General features: G+C 60.5%; 17 protein-coding genes. 11 read left to right on the top strand and 6 right to left on the bottom strand.

The genetic code is table 11. The annotated features are described in order from the left end of the window. The 6 genes from AC30NL_RS23160 to AC30NL_RS23185 form a co-directional block, all read right to left on the bottom strand. The coding region (locus AC30NL_RS23160) for a hypothetical protein (protein ID WP_489466332.1) at positions 1–633 on the bottom strand (633 nt) is incomplete at its 3' end. 364 nt (positions 634–997) lie between these two features. Further along, positions 998–1,399, bottom strand: a complete 402-nt coding sequence (locus AC30NL_RS23165) for a hypothetical protein (RefSeq protein ID WP_489466333.1) — start codon at positions 1,397–1,399, stop codon at positions 998–1,000. Positions 1,400–1,440: 41 nt separating this feature from the next. Next, positions 1,441–1,707 carry a hypothetical protein gene (locus AC30NL_RS23170; protein WP_489466334.1) on the bottom strand — a complete coding sequence of 89 codons (267 nt, stop codon included), beginning with the start codon at positions 1,705–1,707 and terminating at the stop codon, positions 1,441–1,443. Then, positions 1,700–2,779 (bottom strand): hypothetical protein, encoded by a 1,080-nt coding sequence (locus AC30NL_RS23175; RefSeq protein ID WP_489466335.1) that lies wholly within the window; start codon positions 2,777–2,779, stop codon positions 1,700–1,702. Before AC30NL_RS23175 ends, AC30NL_RS23170 begins: the two co-directional genes overlap by 8 nt. Positions 2,780–2,793: 14 nt before the next feature. Next, positions 2,794–4,878 (bottom strand): type III secretion system outer membrane ring subunit SctC, encoded by a 2,085-nt coding sequence (gene sctC / locus AC30NL_RS23180; protein WP_489466336.1) that lies wholly within the window; start codon positions 4,876–4,878, stop codon positions 2,794–2,796. After that, positions 4,875–6,365 (bottom strand): helix-turn-helix transcriptional regulator, encoded by a 1,491-nt coding sequence (locus AC30NL_RS23185; RefSeq protein WP_489466337.1) that lies wholly within the window; start codon positions 6,363–6,365, stop codon positions 4,875–4,877. Before AC30NL_RS23185 ends, sctC begins: the two co-directional genes overlap by 4 nt. 335 nt (positions 6,366–6,700) lie before the next feature. On the opposite strand from AC30NL_RS23185, the gene sctU reads away from it, so the two are divergent. From sctU to AC30NL_RS23240, 11 genes are all read left to right on the top strand, one after another. Then, on the top strand, positions 6,701–7,771 hold the full coding sequence (sctU, locus tag AC30NL_RS23190; RefSeq protein ID WP_489466338.1) for a type III secretion system export apparatus subunit SctU: 1,071 nt from the start codon (positions 6,701–6,703) through the stop codon (positions 7,769–7,771). Between the two features lie 12 nt (positions 7,772–7,783). Beyond that, on the top strand, positions 7,784–9,844 hold the full coding sequence (sctV, locus tag AC30NL_RS23195; protein ID WP_489466339.1) for a type III secretion system export apparatus subunit SctV: 2,061 nt from the start codon (positions 7,784–7,786) through the stop codon (positions 9,842–9,844). A gap of 9 nt (positions 9,845–9,853) precedes the next feature. Further along, complete coding sequence (locus tag AC30NL_RS23200; protein WP_489466340.1) at positions 9,854–10,684, top strand: type III secretion HpaP family protein; 831 nt, start codon at positions 9,854–9,856, stop codon at positions 10,682–10,684. Between the two features lie 8 nt (positions 10,685–10,692). After that, a complete protein-coding gene (locus AC30NL_RS23205; RefSeq protein WP_489466341.1) occupies positions 10,693–11,736 on the top strand; it encodes a FliM/FliN family flagellar motor switch protein in 1,044 nt (347 codons plus the stop codon). Continuing rightward, entirely contained in the window at positions 11,723–12,382 is a 660-nt protein-coding gene (gene sctR, locus AC30NL_RS23210; RefSeq protein ID WP_489466342.1) for a type III secretion system export apparatus subunit SctR, read from the top strand. Before AC30NL_RS23205 ends, sctR begins: the two co-directional genes overlap by 14 nt. Before the next feature lie 12 nt (positions 12,383–12,394). Next, complete coding sequence (gene sctS, locus AC30NL_RS23215; RefSeq protein WP_489466343.1) at positions 12,395–12,655, top strand: type III secretion system export apparatus subunit SctS; 261 nt, start codon at positions 12,395–12,397, stop codon at positions 12,653–12,655. A gap of 137 nt (positions 12,656–12,792) precedes the next feature. After that, positions 12,793–13,596, top strand: a complete 804-nt coding sequence (locus tag AC30NL_RS23220; RefSeq protein ID WP_489466344.1) for a hypothetical protein — start codon at positions 12,793–12,795, stop codon at positions 13,594–13,596. Further along, complete coding sequence (locus tag AC30NL_RS23225; protein ID WP_489466345.1) at positions 13,593–14,048, top strand: type III secretion system chaperone family protein; 456 nt, start codon at positions 13,593–13,595, stop codon at positions 14,046–14,048. Before AC30NL_RS23220 ends, AC30NL_RS23225 begins: the two co-directional genes overlap by 4 nt. A 136-nt stretch (positions 14,049–14,184) precedes the next feature. Next, entirely contained in the window at positions 14,185–14,370 is a 186-nt protein-coding gene (locus tag AC30NL_RS23230) for a hypothetical protein (RefSeq protein WP_489466346.1), read from the top strand. A gap of 6 nt (positions 14,371–14,376) precedes the next feature. Further along, positions 14,377–14,910, top strand: coding sequence for a hypothetical protein (locus tag AC30NL_RS23235; RefSeq protein ID WP_489466347.1), 534 nt, complete (start codon positions 14,377–14,379; stop codon positions 14,908–14,910). Between the two features lie 219 nt (positions 14,911–15,129). Beyond that, positions 15,130–15,855 (top strand): hypothetical protein, encoded by a 726-nt coding sequence (locus tag AC30NL_RS23240; protein ID WP_489466348.1) that lies wholly within the window; start codon positions 15,130–15,132, stop codon positions 15,853–15,855. Positions 15,856–16,177 lie beyond the last annotated feature (322 nt).

Here is a 16,177-nt window from a genome sequence, read left to right on the forward strand (position 1 = left end):
GACCTGAGGTCCCATGCCCATCATCGAGCCCATGGGGTTGTAGGGCATGCCGCCATTGTTGTTGACCGACACGCCGACCTGAGGTCCCATGCCCATCATCGGCCCGCCATTGTTGACCGACACGCCGACCTGAGGTCCCATGCCAAACGACGGTTGCCCAAAAGGGAATGGGCTCGGTCGGCCCAGCATGGAATTGATGGCCTGCAGGGTGGCCAGAGTCGAAGGCTGCATGCCCATGTTGTACATGCTGTACGGCGACATGCCCATTTGTCCGTACGGCGACATGCCCATTTGTCCGTACGGCGACATGCCCATTTGTCCGTACGGCGACATGCCCATTTGTCCGTACGGCGAACCCATCTGGCAGCCGTACTGGAGCCGCTGATTCAATTGCTGCATCAGCTGACCTGCGCCCATCAAGAACTGGGCACCCATTTGATACTGGGGCGGAATCAAGGCGGACATCGCCAATTGCGGCAGGCCGCTCGCACAGTTCTGCATGAAGTTGGAGAACGGCGCTTGGCCACAGCACGGTGAAAACATCTGCCCGAAAGGGCGGGATCCGTAGTCCGAATGCTGACTATTGTTATAGAGCGCAGCTCCTGCTGCTGCTCCAATCAAGAACGGTAACATGTGAAACTCCTCTCAATGAATTGATTCGACGAACAGGCTTGTTTGCCTATGTCACATAGCTAAGCCTATCAACCCGAAAGGTTCTTAACCGAGTCAGCTCCAGCCTTCCAATTCTTTGCGATCGCGTCAGCAAAGGCACGCATTTCCGCGTCCTTGCCAGCCGAAAGGGATTCGCCGGCTGCTTTAACGCTTGAGCCGTGAACGCCATCCATGTCGAGACCCGGGGTTGGGGGGCTGTAAGGGACCATGGCGCCTGATGTGGGATCCATTTGATTTCCTCTTTAATTGAGTAAATGAAAGCAGCTTTCGCTGCGAGATTGCCGACTGGTCTTGAAACTGCTCGCTCGTCGGTCAAAGCGCGCATTCAGTTCAGAAGCGCGGGCTCGCGTTGAATGTGTTCGAGCATCGCGTTGGCTGTCTGTCTAATGCCCATGTCGTCGGTCGTGACGAGAAGGCCTTCGATCGCGCGCTTACCTTCCGCGTCGCCAGCAAGAGCAAGGGAGAGAGCGAGAGCCAAGCGGGCCACCTCGTCATCGGGGTTCGCTTCGACGTGAGCGCTCAGGCTGCCCTTTGCGACCGCTGCGTTGCCAGCCATGCCGCTCACGACGGCTCTGCAGATGCGGTATTGCGACGGAGTGGCCAAAGTTGATTCGACCACGTTGTTGATGATCTCGGCATCTTCGGTCGCACGGTAGAGCGTGCCCAGAAGTCCGACCGCCATCAATTCGCGGTACATGTTGCCGCCAGTGTCAGTGTCTTTTTCCATGGTGTTCCTCGAGGTTGGTGGAATGGAAATCAGGGGCGAATTCACATCACGAGCACGGTGCCGTGAATCGTTTCCCAGATTTGGCGGACCACGCGTTCAGCGGCCTGGAAGCCGGACAGAAGTTGGTTGATGAGATGGCGCTGGTTTGTCTCGCGGGCAGTGGTCAGCATGCGCTGCGTCGCTTCGACGATCCCTTGGAAGTACTCAACCATGGCTCTGACCTTGTCGCCCGTGAAGTCCTGGGAAAGAGTCTTTTCGAGCTCGCTCATGTCGCCGAAGATGGATTGCTCGGCTGCGGTATCACTCATGTTTCACTCCTTGAGTTTCAGTGTTCACACTGCGGTTGGATTGCCCACTCTCAGAGTTCTTCAACTCCAATACGGGCGCGGTTGAAATCGAGACGTATTTCGTCCCGTCGCGGCTCTGGACGTACTCCATGCCGTCTGCCTGAAGCATTGCGCCAGTGGGCATCTTTTGCGGTGGTGGCAGATCGGTTACCGTGACTTGAATGGAGCGGACCAGCGGTGCGAGGTCGTTCACCAGCCGTTGGGCATCGCTCTGAAGCTTTTTCGCGTAGACCGCCTCGCCCGTGACGAGGAAGTCTCCCTTCGAGACGTACGAGACACGAATGCCCGGAGCGCCGAGTGCCTCTGAAATGTTCTGGGCGATCTCGCTGGCTGCGGCGTAGCGGTGCTGGATCGCGCCGGCCGGAAACTCCGCGAGTTCTGCGCGCAGCCTGGCCACTTCGGCGCCGCTTGCGAGCATGCCTTCCACGACGACGCCTTTGGGCATTGTTTTCGCGATGACGCCGTGAACGCCGCTTCGCTCAATGGCCCGCTGAGCTTTGGCGATGGGGGACTCTTTGGGCTCGCGCTCTTTCGCCGCTCGGGCGGCACTGCTCACGACGGCGTAGAAGCCGCCCGCCATGACCACTGCCGCTGCGACGGCCGCCCAGGGCATCCAGCGGCGCCTGTCACGAGGTGTGGGCTGTTGTGCTGGCTCGGCAGTGGGTTCTTCCGCTGGTGCATCTACGGCGGTGTCGGTGTCGGTGGCGGTGGCCCGGGGGTCGAGCAAGCGCTGCAGCAGAGTGATGTCCGATGGCCACTGCTCGCGCAAGACCGAACCGAGGCAAAGGACGATCTCAGCGAACTTGTTCGGGACGAAATCGACGAACACGCCTGCATGTTCTGATGTTCCCAAAGTGAAAGTTGCTGTGCTCATGTCTTCGCCGCTTTGCGACACCTCCAAGTTCAGTTCTTCGTCCGTCCAATCGATGATCTGAATGTCCGCTTCGGGATCAGATGAAATCCTGTAGCGTCCTGTAGACAAGGTTAGGTCCGTGCCTGCATGTCTCCCGGTGAGAATGCGAAGCTGTTTCATGATTTGCGAAACCATCAACGGCACGATTCGGACGAGCCGGACGCCGTGCGGCCTTGGGCGGCCTTCGTCGGCTGCTGTCGCTCAGGGTGCGGGCCAAACACCGGGCCGGCGCCCGATGAGATCCGCCCAAGAAGGTTCGCAAGGCACTCGTCTTCGCTGCGTGGTCGAGGGTTCGATGACGTGACGTCGGCTGCTCGCGGTATCGTGTCCTTGGATGCCAAGGGACGCTCGATCGCGGCAGGGGCGACGGCAGGGGCGACGGCAGGGGCGACGGCAGGGGCGACGGCAGGGGCGGACGCGGCCAACGCCGATGACGCCGCAGGCATGACCCCTTCGGGCGGCACGGTGGCCGTGGCGCCTGCGGTTTCTGCAGTGGCGATGACTCTCGGTGTGAGCAGGAACATACGTTCCATGCGGGCGCGACGCTGTGAGGTGGTGCGGAATAGGGCGCCGATGTATGGAATGTCCTTCAGAAACGGCACGCCGGTGGTGCCATCGTGGTCCGCCTCGACGCTGATGCCGCCGATGAGCAGGCTTTCGCCTTCGTTGACGCGTGCCTCTGTGCGGATCTCCGTCTTCTTGACCACAGGAACCTGGTCGACGATCGCCGATTCAAAGGAGCCGTCTTCGATGTAGAGCGAAAGCTTGATCTGCGGTGGCAGGCCATATGTCCCCTTGGCCACTTGCGGGGTGATCTGGAGCATGGTTCCAGCTTCGACCTGGAAGAGATTCGCTTCGAGGTTGCCCGACACTCGCACATTGGCGATGCGCTTGTCGGTCATGACGGCGGGCCGGTTCGCGAAGCCCAGCACTCGCGGCTTGGAAACGACGCGCGCGCGGCCGTCGCCCTCAAGCGCCTGGATGCGCGCCAGCAGCTCACGTCCTGCATTGCCCACGAGCGTGCTGATCTGGAACGGTGTGCCGCTGATGCCACTATTCAACGCTGCGCCCCCGGAGCTTTCGGGCGAGGTGAGTGAGATTTGCGCTCGTTTGCCGCCAAGCGACCAGTCGATGCCGATTTTCTTGAGGCTGTCGGTACTGACGTCGATGACTGTCGCCTCGATCTCCACGAGCGTGGGTTGCACGTCGAGTTTTCTGATGAGCTGTTCGTACTGCTCCATGCGGCGGGCCTTCGCATAGACGATGACAGAGTTGGAGCCTTCATCGGCCTCGAAAATCGGGGTGTCCTCATCCATGTCTTCGCCAACGGGACTGCGCACGCTGCGCGGTGTAGCGATCGAGCCCGCCTTGTCGGTCGCACCATTGCTCTCGGACGAGCTGAAGTCGGGCAACATCTTCGATGATTTGTTGTTGTTGACCACGGACTGCATGACCTTTTCCACCGGCGACAACTGGCGAGCACCTTCGCGGTGGGCGGGCCCTCCGATCTTTGAAGCAGTCTTGTTCCCGGCGCCGAACACCGACTGCAGGGTCGAAACGATCCCGGGCACGATGGTCGACCCCATCTGCCGGTCGCCTGCCGACGCGTAGCGAAGCGCATACACGCGAGCGATGCGCTTGTTGCCTTCGATGGCGCCGATGTCAAGCGACTCGATCGCGAGTCCGACGAGTTCGACGTGACGCGGCGGGCCGTACACCAGCAGCGTGCTGTTGGCCGGATCGAAGCGGATCGGGTAGCGCGAGCTTGACAGGTGGAGTGAATCGAGAAGTTCGACCACCTGCTTTCGGCTGTAGCCCTTGAGCCGGAAGATCCTGCTCTGGATCGCGCTGGACGGGTAGAAATAGAAGGCGGTTCCGTCGAAGTACCACATCAGCGAATAGGCGCGGCTGATGCCGTCGAGGAATTCGCGCGGCGAGGTGGCGAAGTTGCCGCTGACGACGCCTTCCACGCGAGCATCCACTATTGCCGGCGCGCTTTGCGCGGCGGCGAAGTCACTCAAGACATCGGACAAGCGCTTGCCATCGGCCTTGTAGATGAAGCGCCCCAATCCTCGAGGCAGCTCGTTCGAGACGATGCTGCCGTCCACGGGTGCAAGCGATCGCTGAGAAAACACAGGCATCGGTGCGGCCAGCGCAATGGCGATGGCGATGCAGCCAGCTTTGCGCCCGAAGGCCGGCAACACGCTGCCCGCGTTCATTTTTCGCTACCTGTCATTCGGGTCTTGCCGTGCAAGGTCTCGAATGGGGTTTCAGCATAGATCTGGCGGTAGTTCTGGGCGAGCGTCGAGCGATTTCTCACGCCCCAGCGCGCGGCCACGTCCAGAACGCTGACCTTCGCGCCGATGGAGCCGGTGGATTGCAATTCGCCACGAATGCATTCCATGCGGCGTTTTCGGATGAATTCAGCGGGCGTCATGCCCAGATGCGCACGGAATGCGAGCTGCAATGAACGCTCGGTCACACCGGCATGTGCCGCAACGTGTTTTACGGACAGAGCGTTGTCGGTGATGTTTTCGACGATGAACTGGTATGCACAACGGTATTTCAGCGGCAGTCTCAGTCTTGCCGCATCGGCCGTTTCGGCCGTCTCGCTGGAGGCAGGCGAGGGAGAAAGCGAGGAAGAAAGCGTTGCTGCTTGCGAGTAGTCGCGGCGGATCACGTAGACCGCCTGCTCAACGTGCTGCTTGTAGGCGCGGATGGAATCGTTCATCTGGCCTTGCACTTGATAGAGCTTCGACATGCAGTAGTGCAGGTCCATGGCATATCGACTCTGGCGAGTCTGCGCTTCGGTGTGTACAAGCGTGCCGAGTGCTTCGCTCGCTGCACGCGGGGAATTTGCGGCGAGAAGGGCCATCGCGCTGTCGATGCGTGCGTTGGATTCGAGGCCCGCGAGCCGGCGCTCCTTGAGCCATGCGAGGACCTCGGTGAACTTCGGCGAGGTGCCGCCCCCAGCAAGGCAGGTCAGCATCAGTTGAAGGTGATGCAGACGCTGCGTCACGAGTTCCGCGCATTCCAGCGATTGCTCGCGCTCGACCAGTTCACGGCGCAGCGAGGACGGATCGGGAACCGAATCGGCGCGTTCGCGATAGCTCGTCGCAAGCACATGGTCTGAGAGTTCATTCGACTGACGCGCTGCCTGCATCACGAGCAACTCCAGACGATGGCAATCGACCAGTTCGGCGATCTCGGAGAGTCCTGCCCTATAGCAACGCTCGAGAGCTGCCTCGATGCAGATCATGCCGCGCCTGGACTCGCCCAAAGAGTGCAGCGCATCGGCCATGCAGTTCAGCGTTTCGATGGCGATGTCGGCGGGCACGTCGGGGTCGTCGATCACCGAGCGAAAGCACTCGATCGCACGTCCTGCACGATTTTGGCCCAGGAAGGTCCAACCCTGGTCCAGCGATGCGAACCAGCGCACCCATTGCTTGGACACCGTGTCGTAGACCTTGCGCATTTCCTGCAGGATTTCCTGTGCTTCCTGCTCACGTCCCAGCGCGATGAGCGTGCGTCCCAGCATCTGACCAAGCAGTGCGCGCTCCATGGCGCCGCCCGAAATTTGCAGTCTGTTCAGGCGCTGCGTTCCAACCTTCACTGCCTCGCTCAGTTGTCCACGAAGGATCAGGTCGGTCGATGCCGGGCACCCAGCCCGGCAGCGAACGACGCTCAACGCCAACGAGATTTGCATCAGTCTCTCCTACTTGCAGTGATCAGCGATCAAGTGAAGAGAGCTTAAGAACCCGGTGCGAAAAAAGTCTCAACAATCCGACGTTGCTTCTTCGCACGAACAAACATGCCAATCAATTTTTTCGCGAAACTGAACATCCGGGCCGAAACGCATGGCCCGAACGCGTTGCGATGCGAATCCAAAAAATTTCGCATTCAGCGCCACGATTTCGCGCCGCCGGTCAGTGACTTCTGCGGACGCCTCTAGATTGGACGCAACCGACGATGCGCATTCGGTCATGAATGCGTCGTCAAAAGCATCAACACAACGCGGTCTACCGCTTCAGAGGCGCTGAGATGTCCGACGAAAAGACCGAAGAACCGACCCACAAGAAGCTGGAGGATGCGAAGAAGCAGGGCCAGCACCCCAAGAGCCAGGATATGGGGACGGCCTTGAGCTTGCTTGCGATGACCATTTGCCTTTCTTCGGCGGGCGGCATGGCGGCTGATCGCATCATGGCCATCATCTCGCGAATGCTCGACTCGATAGGCAAGACGGATTCCGATACTCAGCTCACGCCGATGCTTGCGGCCACCGTGGTTGATGGGATCGTGACACTATTGCCATTCATCGGCGTGTCGTTTCTTGCGGGCATCATCGGGCAGGCAGCCCAGATCGGCTTGAACATCACCTTCGAGCCGCTGACGCCCAAGTTTGACAAGGTCAATCCTGCCAGTGGCTTGAAGAAGCTCATCTCGATGAAGTCGGTGATCGAGTTCATCAAGACCATCATCAAGGCGATTGCCATCGTGGCCGTCTTGTGGACCGTGATTCGCGGCCTCCTGCCGCTGCTGATGGGCTCGGCCTATCTCACTGCACCGGCGATCGTCGCGGTCGGATGGGCTGCAGTCATGAAAGTCCTTGGCGGCGTGCTGCTTGTCTTCTTTGTCATCGGACCTGTCGACTTCGGCCTGCAAAAGTACCTGTTCATCAAAGACCAGAAGATGTCGAAGGACGAGGTCAAGCGGGAGCACAAGGAATCGGAGGGTGATCCTCAGCTCAAGGGCAAGCGCAAGCAACTCGCCCATGAGATGGCGAATTCCGCGACGCCCAAGCAAGCTGTGCCTGGTGCCTCTGTCGTTGTGACCAACCCGACGCACTACGCAGTGGCGATTCGATACAAGGCTGGAGAAACCGCGCTTCCCATCGTGGTCGCCAAGGGTGTCGATGGCGAGGCATTGCTCATTCGAATGATTGCCGAAGAGCACAACGTGCCGGTCGTGAGCCAGCCGTCGCTTGCCCGCGCGCTGTTCACGCTGCCACTGCAGGCAAGCATTCCAGAGAAACTGTTCGATGCTGTCGCGGCCGTCTTGCGCTGGGTCCAGTTTGTGAAGGGCGGCTCCAAATTGCCCGCCCCCCGCACTTAAAAGGGATTCTTTATGTCTTTCTTCAGGTTCGGTACGAGCAATGGCATTGGCAATGACCTCGCAATGGGCGGGCTCGTCGTCGCGATCATCAGCCTGATGATTCTTCCGTTGCCGACTTTCGCGATCGATACCCTGCTTGCGGTGAACATTGCGGCAAGCATTCTGCTCCTGATGACGACGCTGTTCATACCGAACGCGATTGCCTTGTCGACGTTTCCATCGTTGCTCTTGTTCACGACGCTGTTCCGGCTGTCACTCAACATTGCATCGACCAAATCCATTCTCTTGCATGCCGATGCCGGTCACTTGATCGAGACCTTCGGTGAACTTGTCGTCGGCGGCAACCTCGTGGTGGGCATCGTCGTGTTTCTCATCATCACGATCGTCCAGTTCATCGTGATTTCAAAAGGGTCGGAGCGCGTCGCGGAAGTCGGCGCGCGCTTCACGCTCGATGCCATGCCGGGCAAGCAGATGAGCATCGACGCGGATTTGCGCGCCGGCCTGCTGACAGGCGACGAAGCCAGGCGCAAGCGCGCTCACCTTGCCATGGAGAGCCAGATGCACGGTGGCATGGACGGTGCGATGAAGTTCGTGAAGGGCGACACGATCGCGGGACTGATCATCACGATGGTCAACTTGGTAGGCGGTATCGTTGTGGGTGTGATGTACCACAGCATGACGGCGGGTGAGGCGGCAGCCCGCTTTGCCGTGCTTTCGATTGGCGATGCAATGGTTTCGCAGATCGCCTCGCTATTCATCTGCGTGGCTGCCGGTGTGCTGATTACCCGGGTCTCAGATGAAGAAAAACGCCCGCGCTCGCTCGGGCAGGAAATCGCCCTGCAGATCACGAGCAATGTTCGATCGATGTACATGGCGTCAGGACTCGTGACGGCCTTTGCGCTCGTGCCGGGCTTCCCAGCCGTCCAGTTCCTGGCGCTTGCAGGTGCGCTGTCGGGAACCGGTTTTATGTTGGACAGGCGGCGTCGCAAGCTGGAGCAGGTGGCGATCTCCAAGCCCATTGCCGCCTTGCAGCGCGACGGGGGCAAAGGCGAGGCCCCATCGATCCGCTTGGACCCCCCTTTGTTCGCCAAGCCGCTCGCAGTGCGCATGTCCAGGGAGCTCGGCCTCTTGCTCGAGGCTGATGCGCTCGACGAGGCCATCACCAAAGAGCGGCAACACCTTCAGGAACAACTCGGCCTGCCGTTTCCCGGCGTGGCGATGTTCCTCTCGGCCCAACTCCGCGGTCTCGGTTTCGACGTTCTCTTGAATGACGTGCCGACCAAGGAGGTGAGCCTGCCGGGGCAGCTATTCCTGCTCGAGAACGAAGAGTCAACGCTGGCCGCCAAGGCGCAGCGGCATGGGCCGATGCTGGACAAGGAAGAGACGCTCTGGGTAGAGCCAAGCGAAGTCAATGAGGATACGCGGCGCGACGTGATCGGCATCGAGCGCGTCATTGCCCGTCACGTCACTGCTGCGCTTCAACAGAACGCCAGCATGTTCATGGGTGTGCAGGAAGTGCAGTGGGTTCTGGAGCGCGTCTCCGGCGAGTATCCGGGCCTCGTGACCGAAGTTCAGAAGATTCTTCCCGCACAGAGAATTGCCGAAGTGCTGCGGCGTCTTCTTGAAGAGCAAGTGCCCGTTCGAAACGTGCGCGCCATTCTCGAAGGACTGATCGTGTGGGGGCCCAAGGAGAAAGACATGCTGCTGCTGACCGAATACATTCGCGGCGAGCTGGGGCGCTATCTGGCCTACAAGGCATCGGGGGGCTTGCCGGCTGTCGAGGCGATCCTGATGGACCAAGAGGCCGAGCAGTTGATCCGCCAGTCGATAAAGCCGACGCCTGCGGGTAACTTCCTTGCGATCAGCGCCGACGCTTCTGCCGCGCTCATTGACCAGATCATTCGCATCGCGGGAGAAAAGCAGCGCAAAGGCGTGGCCATGGTGACGTCGATGGACATCAGGCGCTACGTGAGAAAGATGATCGAGCCGCGCATTGGCTGGCTGGGCGTGTATTCATTCCAGGAACTCGGCAACATGGTCGAGCTGCGACCGATCGGGCAAGTGGTGGTCTAAATGAACGACATGGTTAGAAGAACCGCAGCGGACGCCAACGATGAGGCCGCCGAGCAGCTCGCGCGACGGCAGGCTGGAGAACGAGCCCTTCCGAATGCAGCGAATGCCTTTGCACAAATTCTGAATTTGTCGTGGCGGGGAAGCTCGACGCGACGCCCGGCCTCGTATTTTGAACAAGCTCAATACAAGGATGCTTGCGAGGAAGAGGAGAGCGGTGACTTTGACCCATCGCCCGATGGAGAGGGCGGATATGACCGCACGCCCGATGCATCCGTGTGCCGGGAGGAAGAGGAACCGCCATGTGATGCTGAACCGCTTCCGCCCGGATTTGAAGGCCAGGCCGACAAAGGCGTGCGGGCAGAGGAAGAGGCGAAGGGAAAGGCAGAGGCGAAGGAGCCGCCACATGGTGTTGAGCCGCTATCGCAGCGCCAACGCGTGCGAGACGGCATCGACAGCATCGGTTCCGCGAAGCGATCTCAGCCACCCATGAGCGACGCCGATGATCGGCGAGGGCACAGCAGCCAGCGCGTCGGGGAATGTGCGGCCCCTGCGCCCGCGGGCGAGATGGAAGCGTGGTTCAAGGAGTTGGCGCAAGGAGTCGGGGCTATGCGTCACCGCAGCCGTTCCTTCGAGTCATGGTCGATACATCTGCCAATGGACCCCGAGGTACTTCCCGACACTGAGCTTCGAATCCGCGCTTCGCTTGAGCGAATGAGTCTTCGCTTTTTCACACAGTCGCCGGAGTCGGTGCGGTTAATTTCAGAACATTCGCCGGTCTTGCAGCGCTCCCTCGAGGACACACTCGAAATGAAGGGCCAGATCGACATCGATCTCGAGTGAAACGGAACATGGACAGAAACGCCGCTCATGCCAACTCGTTAGCCGGTGCCGCCGCGCTGGAGCGGATGCTGCCGCGCGTGCCGCTTCCGACGGCAGCTGCGGCCCGCGTGTCCTTCGATGCGAGGTTTGCCGATGTCATCTGCAGCCTTCTGGGAGGGCGACCCGTGCGCATTGGCAAGCCAACGACTCGGTCGATGCCGCTTCGCATCGAGTTGAGTTCGCTGGCCGGCGATCTCAGTGTCGAGGTCGACCCGCGGGACTCCGTTGCGCTGTCGCTGATCGCTCGGCTCGCCCAGCACCCTGCACGCCAAAGCACCGCACGCGACCTCGCCAGTGAAATCATCGATGGCATCGCCAAGCAATGGCGGGTCGACCCCTTGGGTCTCAGGGTTCGCAAAGTGTCGCTCGCGCCTGGCGACGTGATTCAGGCCCGGTTCGCGCCTGTTGTCGACGTCGCGGGCATGTTGATGCGGCTCATCGAGGTCGACGGGGGCTTCGGCCTGTTCGCAAGCGAAGAGCTTCGCGGACGTACCGTGCCGGTGCCTCAGGCCCTGCACGGCCTGAGGCTGCGCGGGAGATGCATCTTCGGCTGGCGGATGCTCAATAAAGAAGTCCTTCGTTCCATCGAGGCAGGCGACCTCATGCTGCTCGGGACGGGACCCCTGCAGGTCGAATGGCGCGTGGGAGCACGTGGCTGCATGGCCGCCAGCGGCATGCTGGAGTTCGAACGTAACCAGATCCGCTTGCAATCGGACCTGGCCAGACATGAAATGGAGCAAGAGATGGCAAGCGAAAAGATCGATCACGAGGAATGGATGGACGAATTGGAGCTGCCGATTCAATTCGAGCTTGACTCATCGAGTCTGCGGCTCAACGACTTGGCCGCGTTGAAACCAGGGCACATCGTGTCCCTGGACGTGCCAGTGTCGAAGGCGGTGATTCGCCTGACTTGCAACGGGCAAGTGCTCGGCAAAGGACAGTTGATCGCGGTGGGCGACCAGCTTGGCATTTGCATCGAGAAAATGAACTGGAGCGGACATGCCGCTGCCTAACGTAGATCCAGTATCGCTGCTCCTGGTGATGGTGGGACTTGGGTTCCTGCCATTCGCGGCCATGGTGGCGACCTCGTACACCAAGATTGCCATCGTGCTCGGTTTGCTGCGCAACGCATTGGGCGTGCAGCAGGTGCCGCCGAACATGGTGCTCAATGGCGTGGCGATCATCGTCAGTTGCTACGTGATGGCACCGATCGTCATGGAGGCCACCGATCGAATCAAGTTCAATGATCCCAATGGCAACACCACGATGTCGGAACAGATGGTCAAGGGCGCGACCGCTGCCTACGAGCCGTTTCGCCGCTTTCTGCAAAAGCACGCTGCCGAGCGCGAGAAGGCATTCTTCCAGCGCTCGGCCCTGGCCATTTGGCCGGCGGAGCGCGCACAAAAACTCTCGAAGGACGATTTCCTCGTGCTCGCCCCGGCCTTTTTGCTGTCGGAGCTGACGGCCGCCTTCAAGATTGGCTTCTTGATCTATCTGGCTTTCACGGTGGTCGACCTCGTCATTGCGAACGTGTTGCTCTCGATGGGGCTTTCGCAGGTGACGCCCACGAACGTTGCCATTCCGTTCAAGTTGCTGCTGTTCGTTGTGCTTGATGGCTGGTCGCGGCTGATCCACGGCCTTGTCCTGACCTACCAGTGAAGGAGCCACGACATGCCTTATGACGCAGTCCTTCAGCTGGCTTCGGAGGCACTGACTTTGTGTCTTTTGCTGTCTCTTCCGGCTGTACTCACATCGTCGATCGTTGGCTTGCTCGTCGCTTTCATTTCGGCCATCACATCGCTGCAGGACTCCAGCATTGCGCAGGGCCTGAAGCTTGTTTGCGTGACGGTCGTGGTGCTTTTCACTGCGCCGTGGGCCGGAACAACGCTGATGCGATTCGCTGAAAAGCTGATGGGGGTGATGTTCAAATGAGAATTGTGCGAGGCCCCGGAGATCCCGGTGTGGAGGTGCCCAACCCGGATCGGCCGCTAGACCCGGCGCAGCATGTCCACCATGGACACGGGAGGCCAGCCCACCAGCGGCCCCCCGGACCCTCGAAGAACCTGCCGTTGCGTCCGCGCCCGCAGCCGCGCCGCAACGCCAGAGGCCCGGCACTCGCGGGCAGTGACAACGAAGACGAATCCAACTGGGTTCCGCCCGACGAGGAAGCCCACGGCGTCGCACCGCTGTCCGATGCGCAGCAGCCGGGGATGGAAGACGATGCGCGTGACCAGGGCGGTCACGATTCTGACAACCATCGCGATGGTGACCACCGCGGGTCGAGCGGCGCGTCGCATGTGCCCGATGCGGCTTCCACTGAACTGAGCCTCGGCGAAAATTGGTCAGCAAGTCGCAGATCGCAAGACGGCCGCGGCTCGCAGGCCTTGCCGGCTGCCGCTGTTTCCAGAGGCGGCGCGGCAGTCCACCGCCTGAGCCCGGAGATTCTGTCCTTGGCCGGCGCTGCGGTGTTGTTCGGCGCCAATGGACGGAATGCGTCCCGCAGCGAGCGAGAAGAGGCGCTCGTCGACTTTCTTCTGGTCCTCGGCGACCGGAAAAGGGCCGCCACGTCATCGCCGCTGTCTCGCTCGCACCTACAGCTGCTTGCCGTGCAGTCGTTTGTCGAGCGCGACGTCACGCCCTCTCTGTCCGAACGCGACGACACCATAGCGCATGTGAGGAGCCTGCTCATCGCGCGCCAGGACATGCGCGCTCGGGACAAAGACGAAACCCGCAGTGCAGCAGATCAAGATCGCTGCGCGCTGCTGCCTCTCGTCGTGCTCCAGTCGAGACTGCGGCGGACGCCGAGCCAGCGGGGCTCGGCCATCGGCCGCATGGATTTCATCAGCGAGACGCTGGACGTCAAGGCAAGATGAGCTACGAGCACTTCCAGTCTTTGGTGACAGACCTTTGTGGCGTGCTGCAAATGCCCGATGTTGCTGGCGTCCTCGAACGTGGCCGCGTCGAGACGGGCGGCTACGAGGTGATGCTAAACAACTACGAGACCGACGCGTCGGCGATGTATGTCAGCCTGAACTTCGGTGTCGTGCCGGCGGGGCGGACGTTGCGTGTCTTCCGGCTCATGCTGGAAGCCAATCTGTCGATCTATGCGCAGGATCAGGCTCAGCTCGGCATGGATGCCGACAGCACATGCATTTATCTGATCGTGCGAGTGCCGATGACGAGTGGCGTGACCGGTGACTGGCTGGCCGAAACGCTTCAGCATTACTTCGAGCACGGAAAGTACTGGCGCGAGACGATCATCACGTCGGCCGACGAGATGTTTGCTGGCGTCTGCTCCGGAGAATTCCGGTGGATACGTGCGTGAATGCGATGGGCAGCGTTGTCAGCTTCGGATTTTCTTGCGGCGTTTCGTGGGTCTATACACGTTCGCAAGTCCGCCTTCTATGCTCGTAGCAAGTGACAAGTCTTAGTTCGCTCACACTGCTGGAAAGGAACGATTCATGATCGACGCATCCATACCCTCGATACCTGTCGCGGGGGCTCTCGACGGGTTCATGCAGATATCGAACCATCCCACCGATCAGGTAGCACTGAACAGCGCCCAGAGTCAACTATTCAGCAGCATGCTCTCCGACCCTTCCGCCTCCGGCGGCAAGGCTTCCGATTCCGATGATGAAGAGGAGTAAGCAGCAATGGAAAATGCATGGGCTGTGAGTTGGCACGACACGTATGTGGACACCGGCATCGGTATGCTCGAAGAGTTCGACATGGATGCGCAGAGTTTCCCGCGTGCGAACGATGCGTTGCAAGCGTTCTTCAAGGAGCTTGCGCAGTATCTCGACCTGGAGGGGCGTGGTGACGCACCCTTGCGCGCCGAGGAGACCTTCGTGGGGCCAGTGGGAACGATCTGCCGCATTCACGCGCGCTGCGTGGGAAATGGTGTGGAGGCAAAGCCCGAGGTGCTGCTTCCCTTCGATGGAACCGAGATCCGCCACCTGCGGGCCGACAAGCTTTTGACCATCCAGGCCACGGTAAACCAACAGCTCGGATGGTTTCTCGGAAGCTCGACCGAAGGTCTTCTTCAACTCTCCCCCATGGAGTGGTCGACGCAACCCCGGGAGGTCGCGCGCGATCTCGACATGGGAAGCTCGGTAGGTGAGATGGTGGTGGCCATGCTTCGGGCCGATGCGGGCGATGCGGATGATGGACCGAAGGCGACGCACTGAGAGGCTGAGAGTTTTTCGATCATGCCCGCTCATCACGCGAAAAGGCCCCTGCTCGTCGTTGCAAATGCTCGCCATAGCACGAGCTATGGCTACGCTTTGCGCCTAGATCAGGCGCCTTTTGACGTGCTGCTCGTACACGCTCGAAATTCTCTCAGCCATCTGACGCGATGGTGCTGAAGAATGTGCGAGACCTGGTGTGATTGGGAATGAAGGCCGGCAATGAGTCTAAATATCAAGCCGCCTGTGCTTGGACCTGCGGCCGATTGGGCCACTGCTGAACACCAGGCCTACAAGGAATTACCGATCAAGAGTCACGCAGCGATCCTTATCGTGTGGCGCGTAGCGGCAGCTTTGAACGCCAAATTCCGGCTTCGCAATGAAGATGATGTCGATGTCTCCATCGAAGGGGGCGCGCTTATCGTGTCGCAACAAGACTTCCCTGCTGAAGTGCAGCCTACGGAAGACGATTCCTCCCGTGACGAGAAGCGCTTAGCAGGAATTCCCTCGGCGGCGGTCAGCATTGCATCCGCGCGAACGGCCGGAGGGGATTTCGCTGCCAATGGCCCAGGCGATCGTTCCGCTGCGGTGGGTCAGTCATCGGGCAACGACGCGGCTTCAAGGCACTTGCGGGTCGGGGCGGCTGCTGTGCCGAAGCCTGGCAAGGTCGTGCGACCCAACCCGGTTCCAAAGCTCGTGCGTCCTCATGCGAAACCCACGCCGAGCCCTGTCGCGAGCGGAGGTGGCGCTGCCGCTTTTGCGACGACGCTCTTCGCCGCAATCGCGGTTTGCTGCATGCTGGTGTTCGTGCTCAGACACTTCGACAAATCGGCCTCGTCGACGAGCACGAATGCAGTCCCACAAGAAGGCGCCGGCCACACAACAAACCGCCCGCATGCGCGCCAACAAGTTAATGCGTCGGAGTCCAGGCGGGACCAGCAACGCTGATCGGTCGGCCATGACCGTGTCGACATTACTCCCTCTCCCTCTGGAAGTCGCCGGGGGAGAGGGAGCCGCAACGCATTACTTCGAAGCGGGCCACAGCGAACTGGCCTGCTCTCTCGCCCCTTCGGGGAGAGGGCTGGGGTGAGGGGCCTGGGCCTCTGATCAAACATGAAACTGTCCTGCGTCAACCCCGCCTTCTTCATCGCCAAACGGGTGGCGGGGAGGGGTCGAGCAGGTGCGGGCGATGGTGGAGGCCGTCGGGTTGCCTTGATGGAGATGGGTGTGATTTTTGGGAGACCCCTCACCCCAACCCTCTCCCCCCGCC

This window comes from Rhizobacter sp. (assembly GCA_021153565.1).
Taxonomy (GTDB): Bacteria; Pseudomonadota; Gammaproteobacteria; order Burkholderiales; family Burkholderiaceae_C; genus Albitalea.

Coding starts and splice junctions, on each gene's coding strand:
- AC30NL_RS23165 (WP_489466333.1), bottom strand. CDS start 1,399: ATGGAAAAAGACACTGACACTGGCGGCAACATGTACCGCGAATTGATG.
- AC30NL_RS23170 (WP_489466334.1), bottom strand. CDS start 1,707: ATGAGTGATACCGCAGCCGAGCAATCCATCTTCGGCGACATGAGCGAG.
- AC30NL_RS23175 (WP_489466335.1), bottom strand. CDS start 2,779: ATGAAACAGCTTCGCATTCTCACCGGGAGACATGCAGGCACGGACCTA.
- sctC (WP_489466336.1), bottom strand. CDS start 4,878: ATGAACGCGGGCAGCGTGTTGCCGGCCTTCGGGCGCAAAGCTGGCTGC.
- AC30NL_RS23185 (WP_489466337.1), bottom strand. CDS start 6,365: ATGCAAATCTCGTTGGCGTTGAGCGTCGTTCGCTGCCGGGCTGGGTGC.
- sctU (WP_489466338.1), top strand. CDS start 6,701: ATGTCCGACGAAAAGACCGAAGAACCGACCCACAAGAAGCTGGAGGAT.
- sctV (WP_489466339.1), top strand. CDS start 7,784: ATGTCTTTCTTCAGGTTCGGTACGAGCAATGGCATTGGCAATGACCTC.
- AC30NL_RS23200 (WP_489466340.1), top strand. CDS start 9,854: ATGGTTAGAAGAACCGCAGCGGACGCCAACGATGAGGCCGCCGAGCAG.
- AC30NL_RS23205 (WP_489466341.1), top strand. CDS start 10,693: ATGGACAGAAACGCCGCTCATGCCAACTCGTTAGCCGGTGCCGCCGCG.
- sctR (WP_489466342.1), top strand. CDS start 11,723: ATGCCGCTGCCTAACGTAGATCCAGTATCGCTGCTCCTGGTGATGGTG.
- sctS (WP_489466343.1), top strand. CDS start 12,395: ATGCCTTATGACGCAGTCCTTCAGCTGGCTTCGGAGGCACTGACTTTG.
- AC30NL_RS23225 (WP_489466345.1), top strand. CDS start 13,593: ATGAGCTACGAGCACTTCCAGTCTTTGGTGACAGACCTTTGTGGCGTG.
- AC30NL_RS23230 (WP_489466346.1), top strand. CDS start 14,185: ATGATCGACGCATCCATACCCTCGATACCTGTCGCGGGGGCTCTCGAC.
- AC30NL_RS23235 (WP_489466347.1), top strand. CDS start 14,377: ATGGAAAATGCATGGGCTGTGAGTTGGCACGACACGTATGTGGACACC.
- AC30NL_RS23240 (WP_489466348.1), top strand. CDS start 15,130: ATGAGTCTAAATATCAAGCCGCCTGTGCTTGGACCTGCGGCCGATTGG.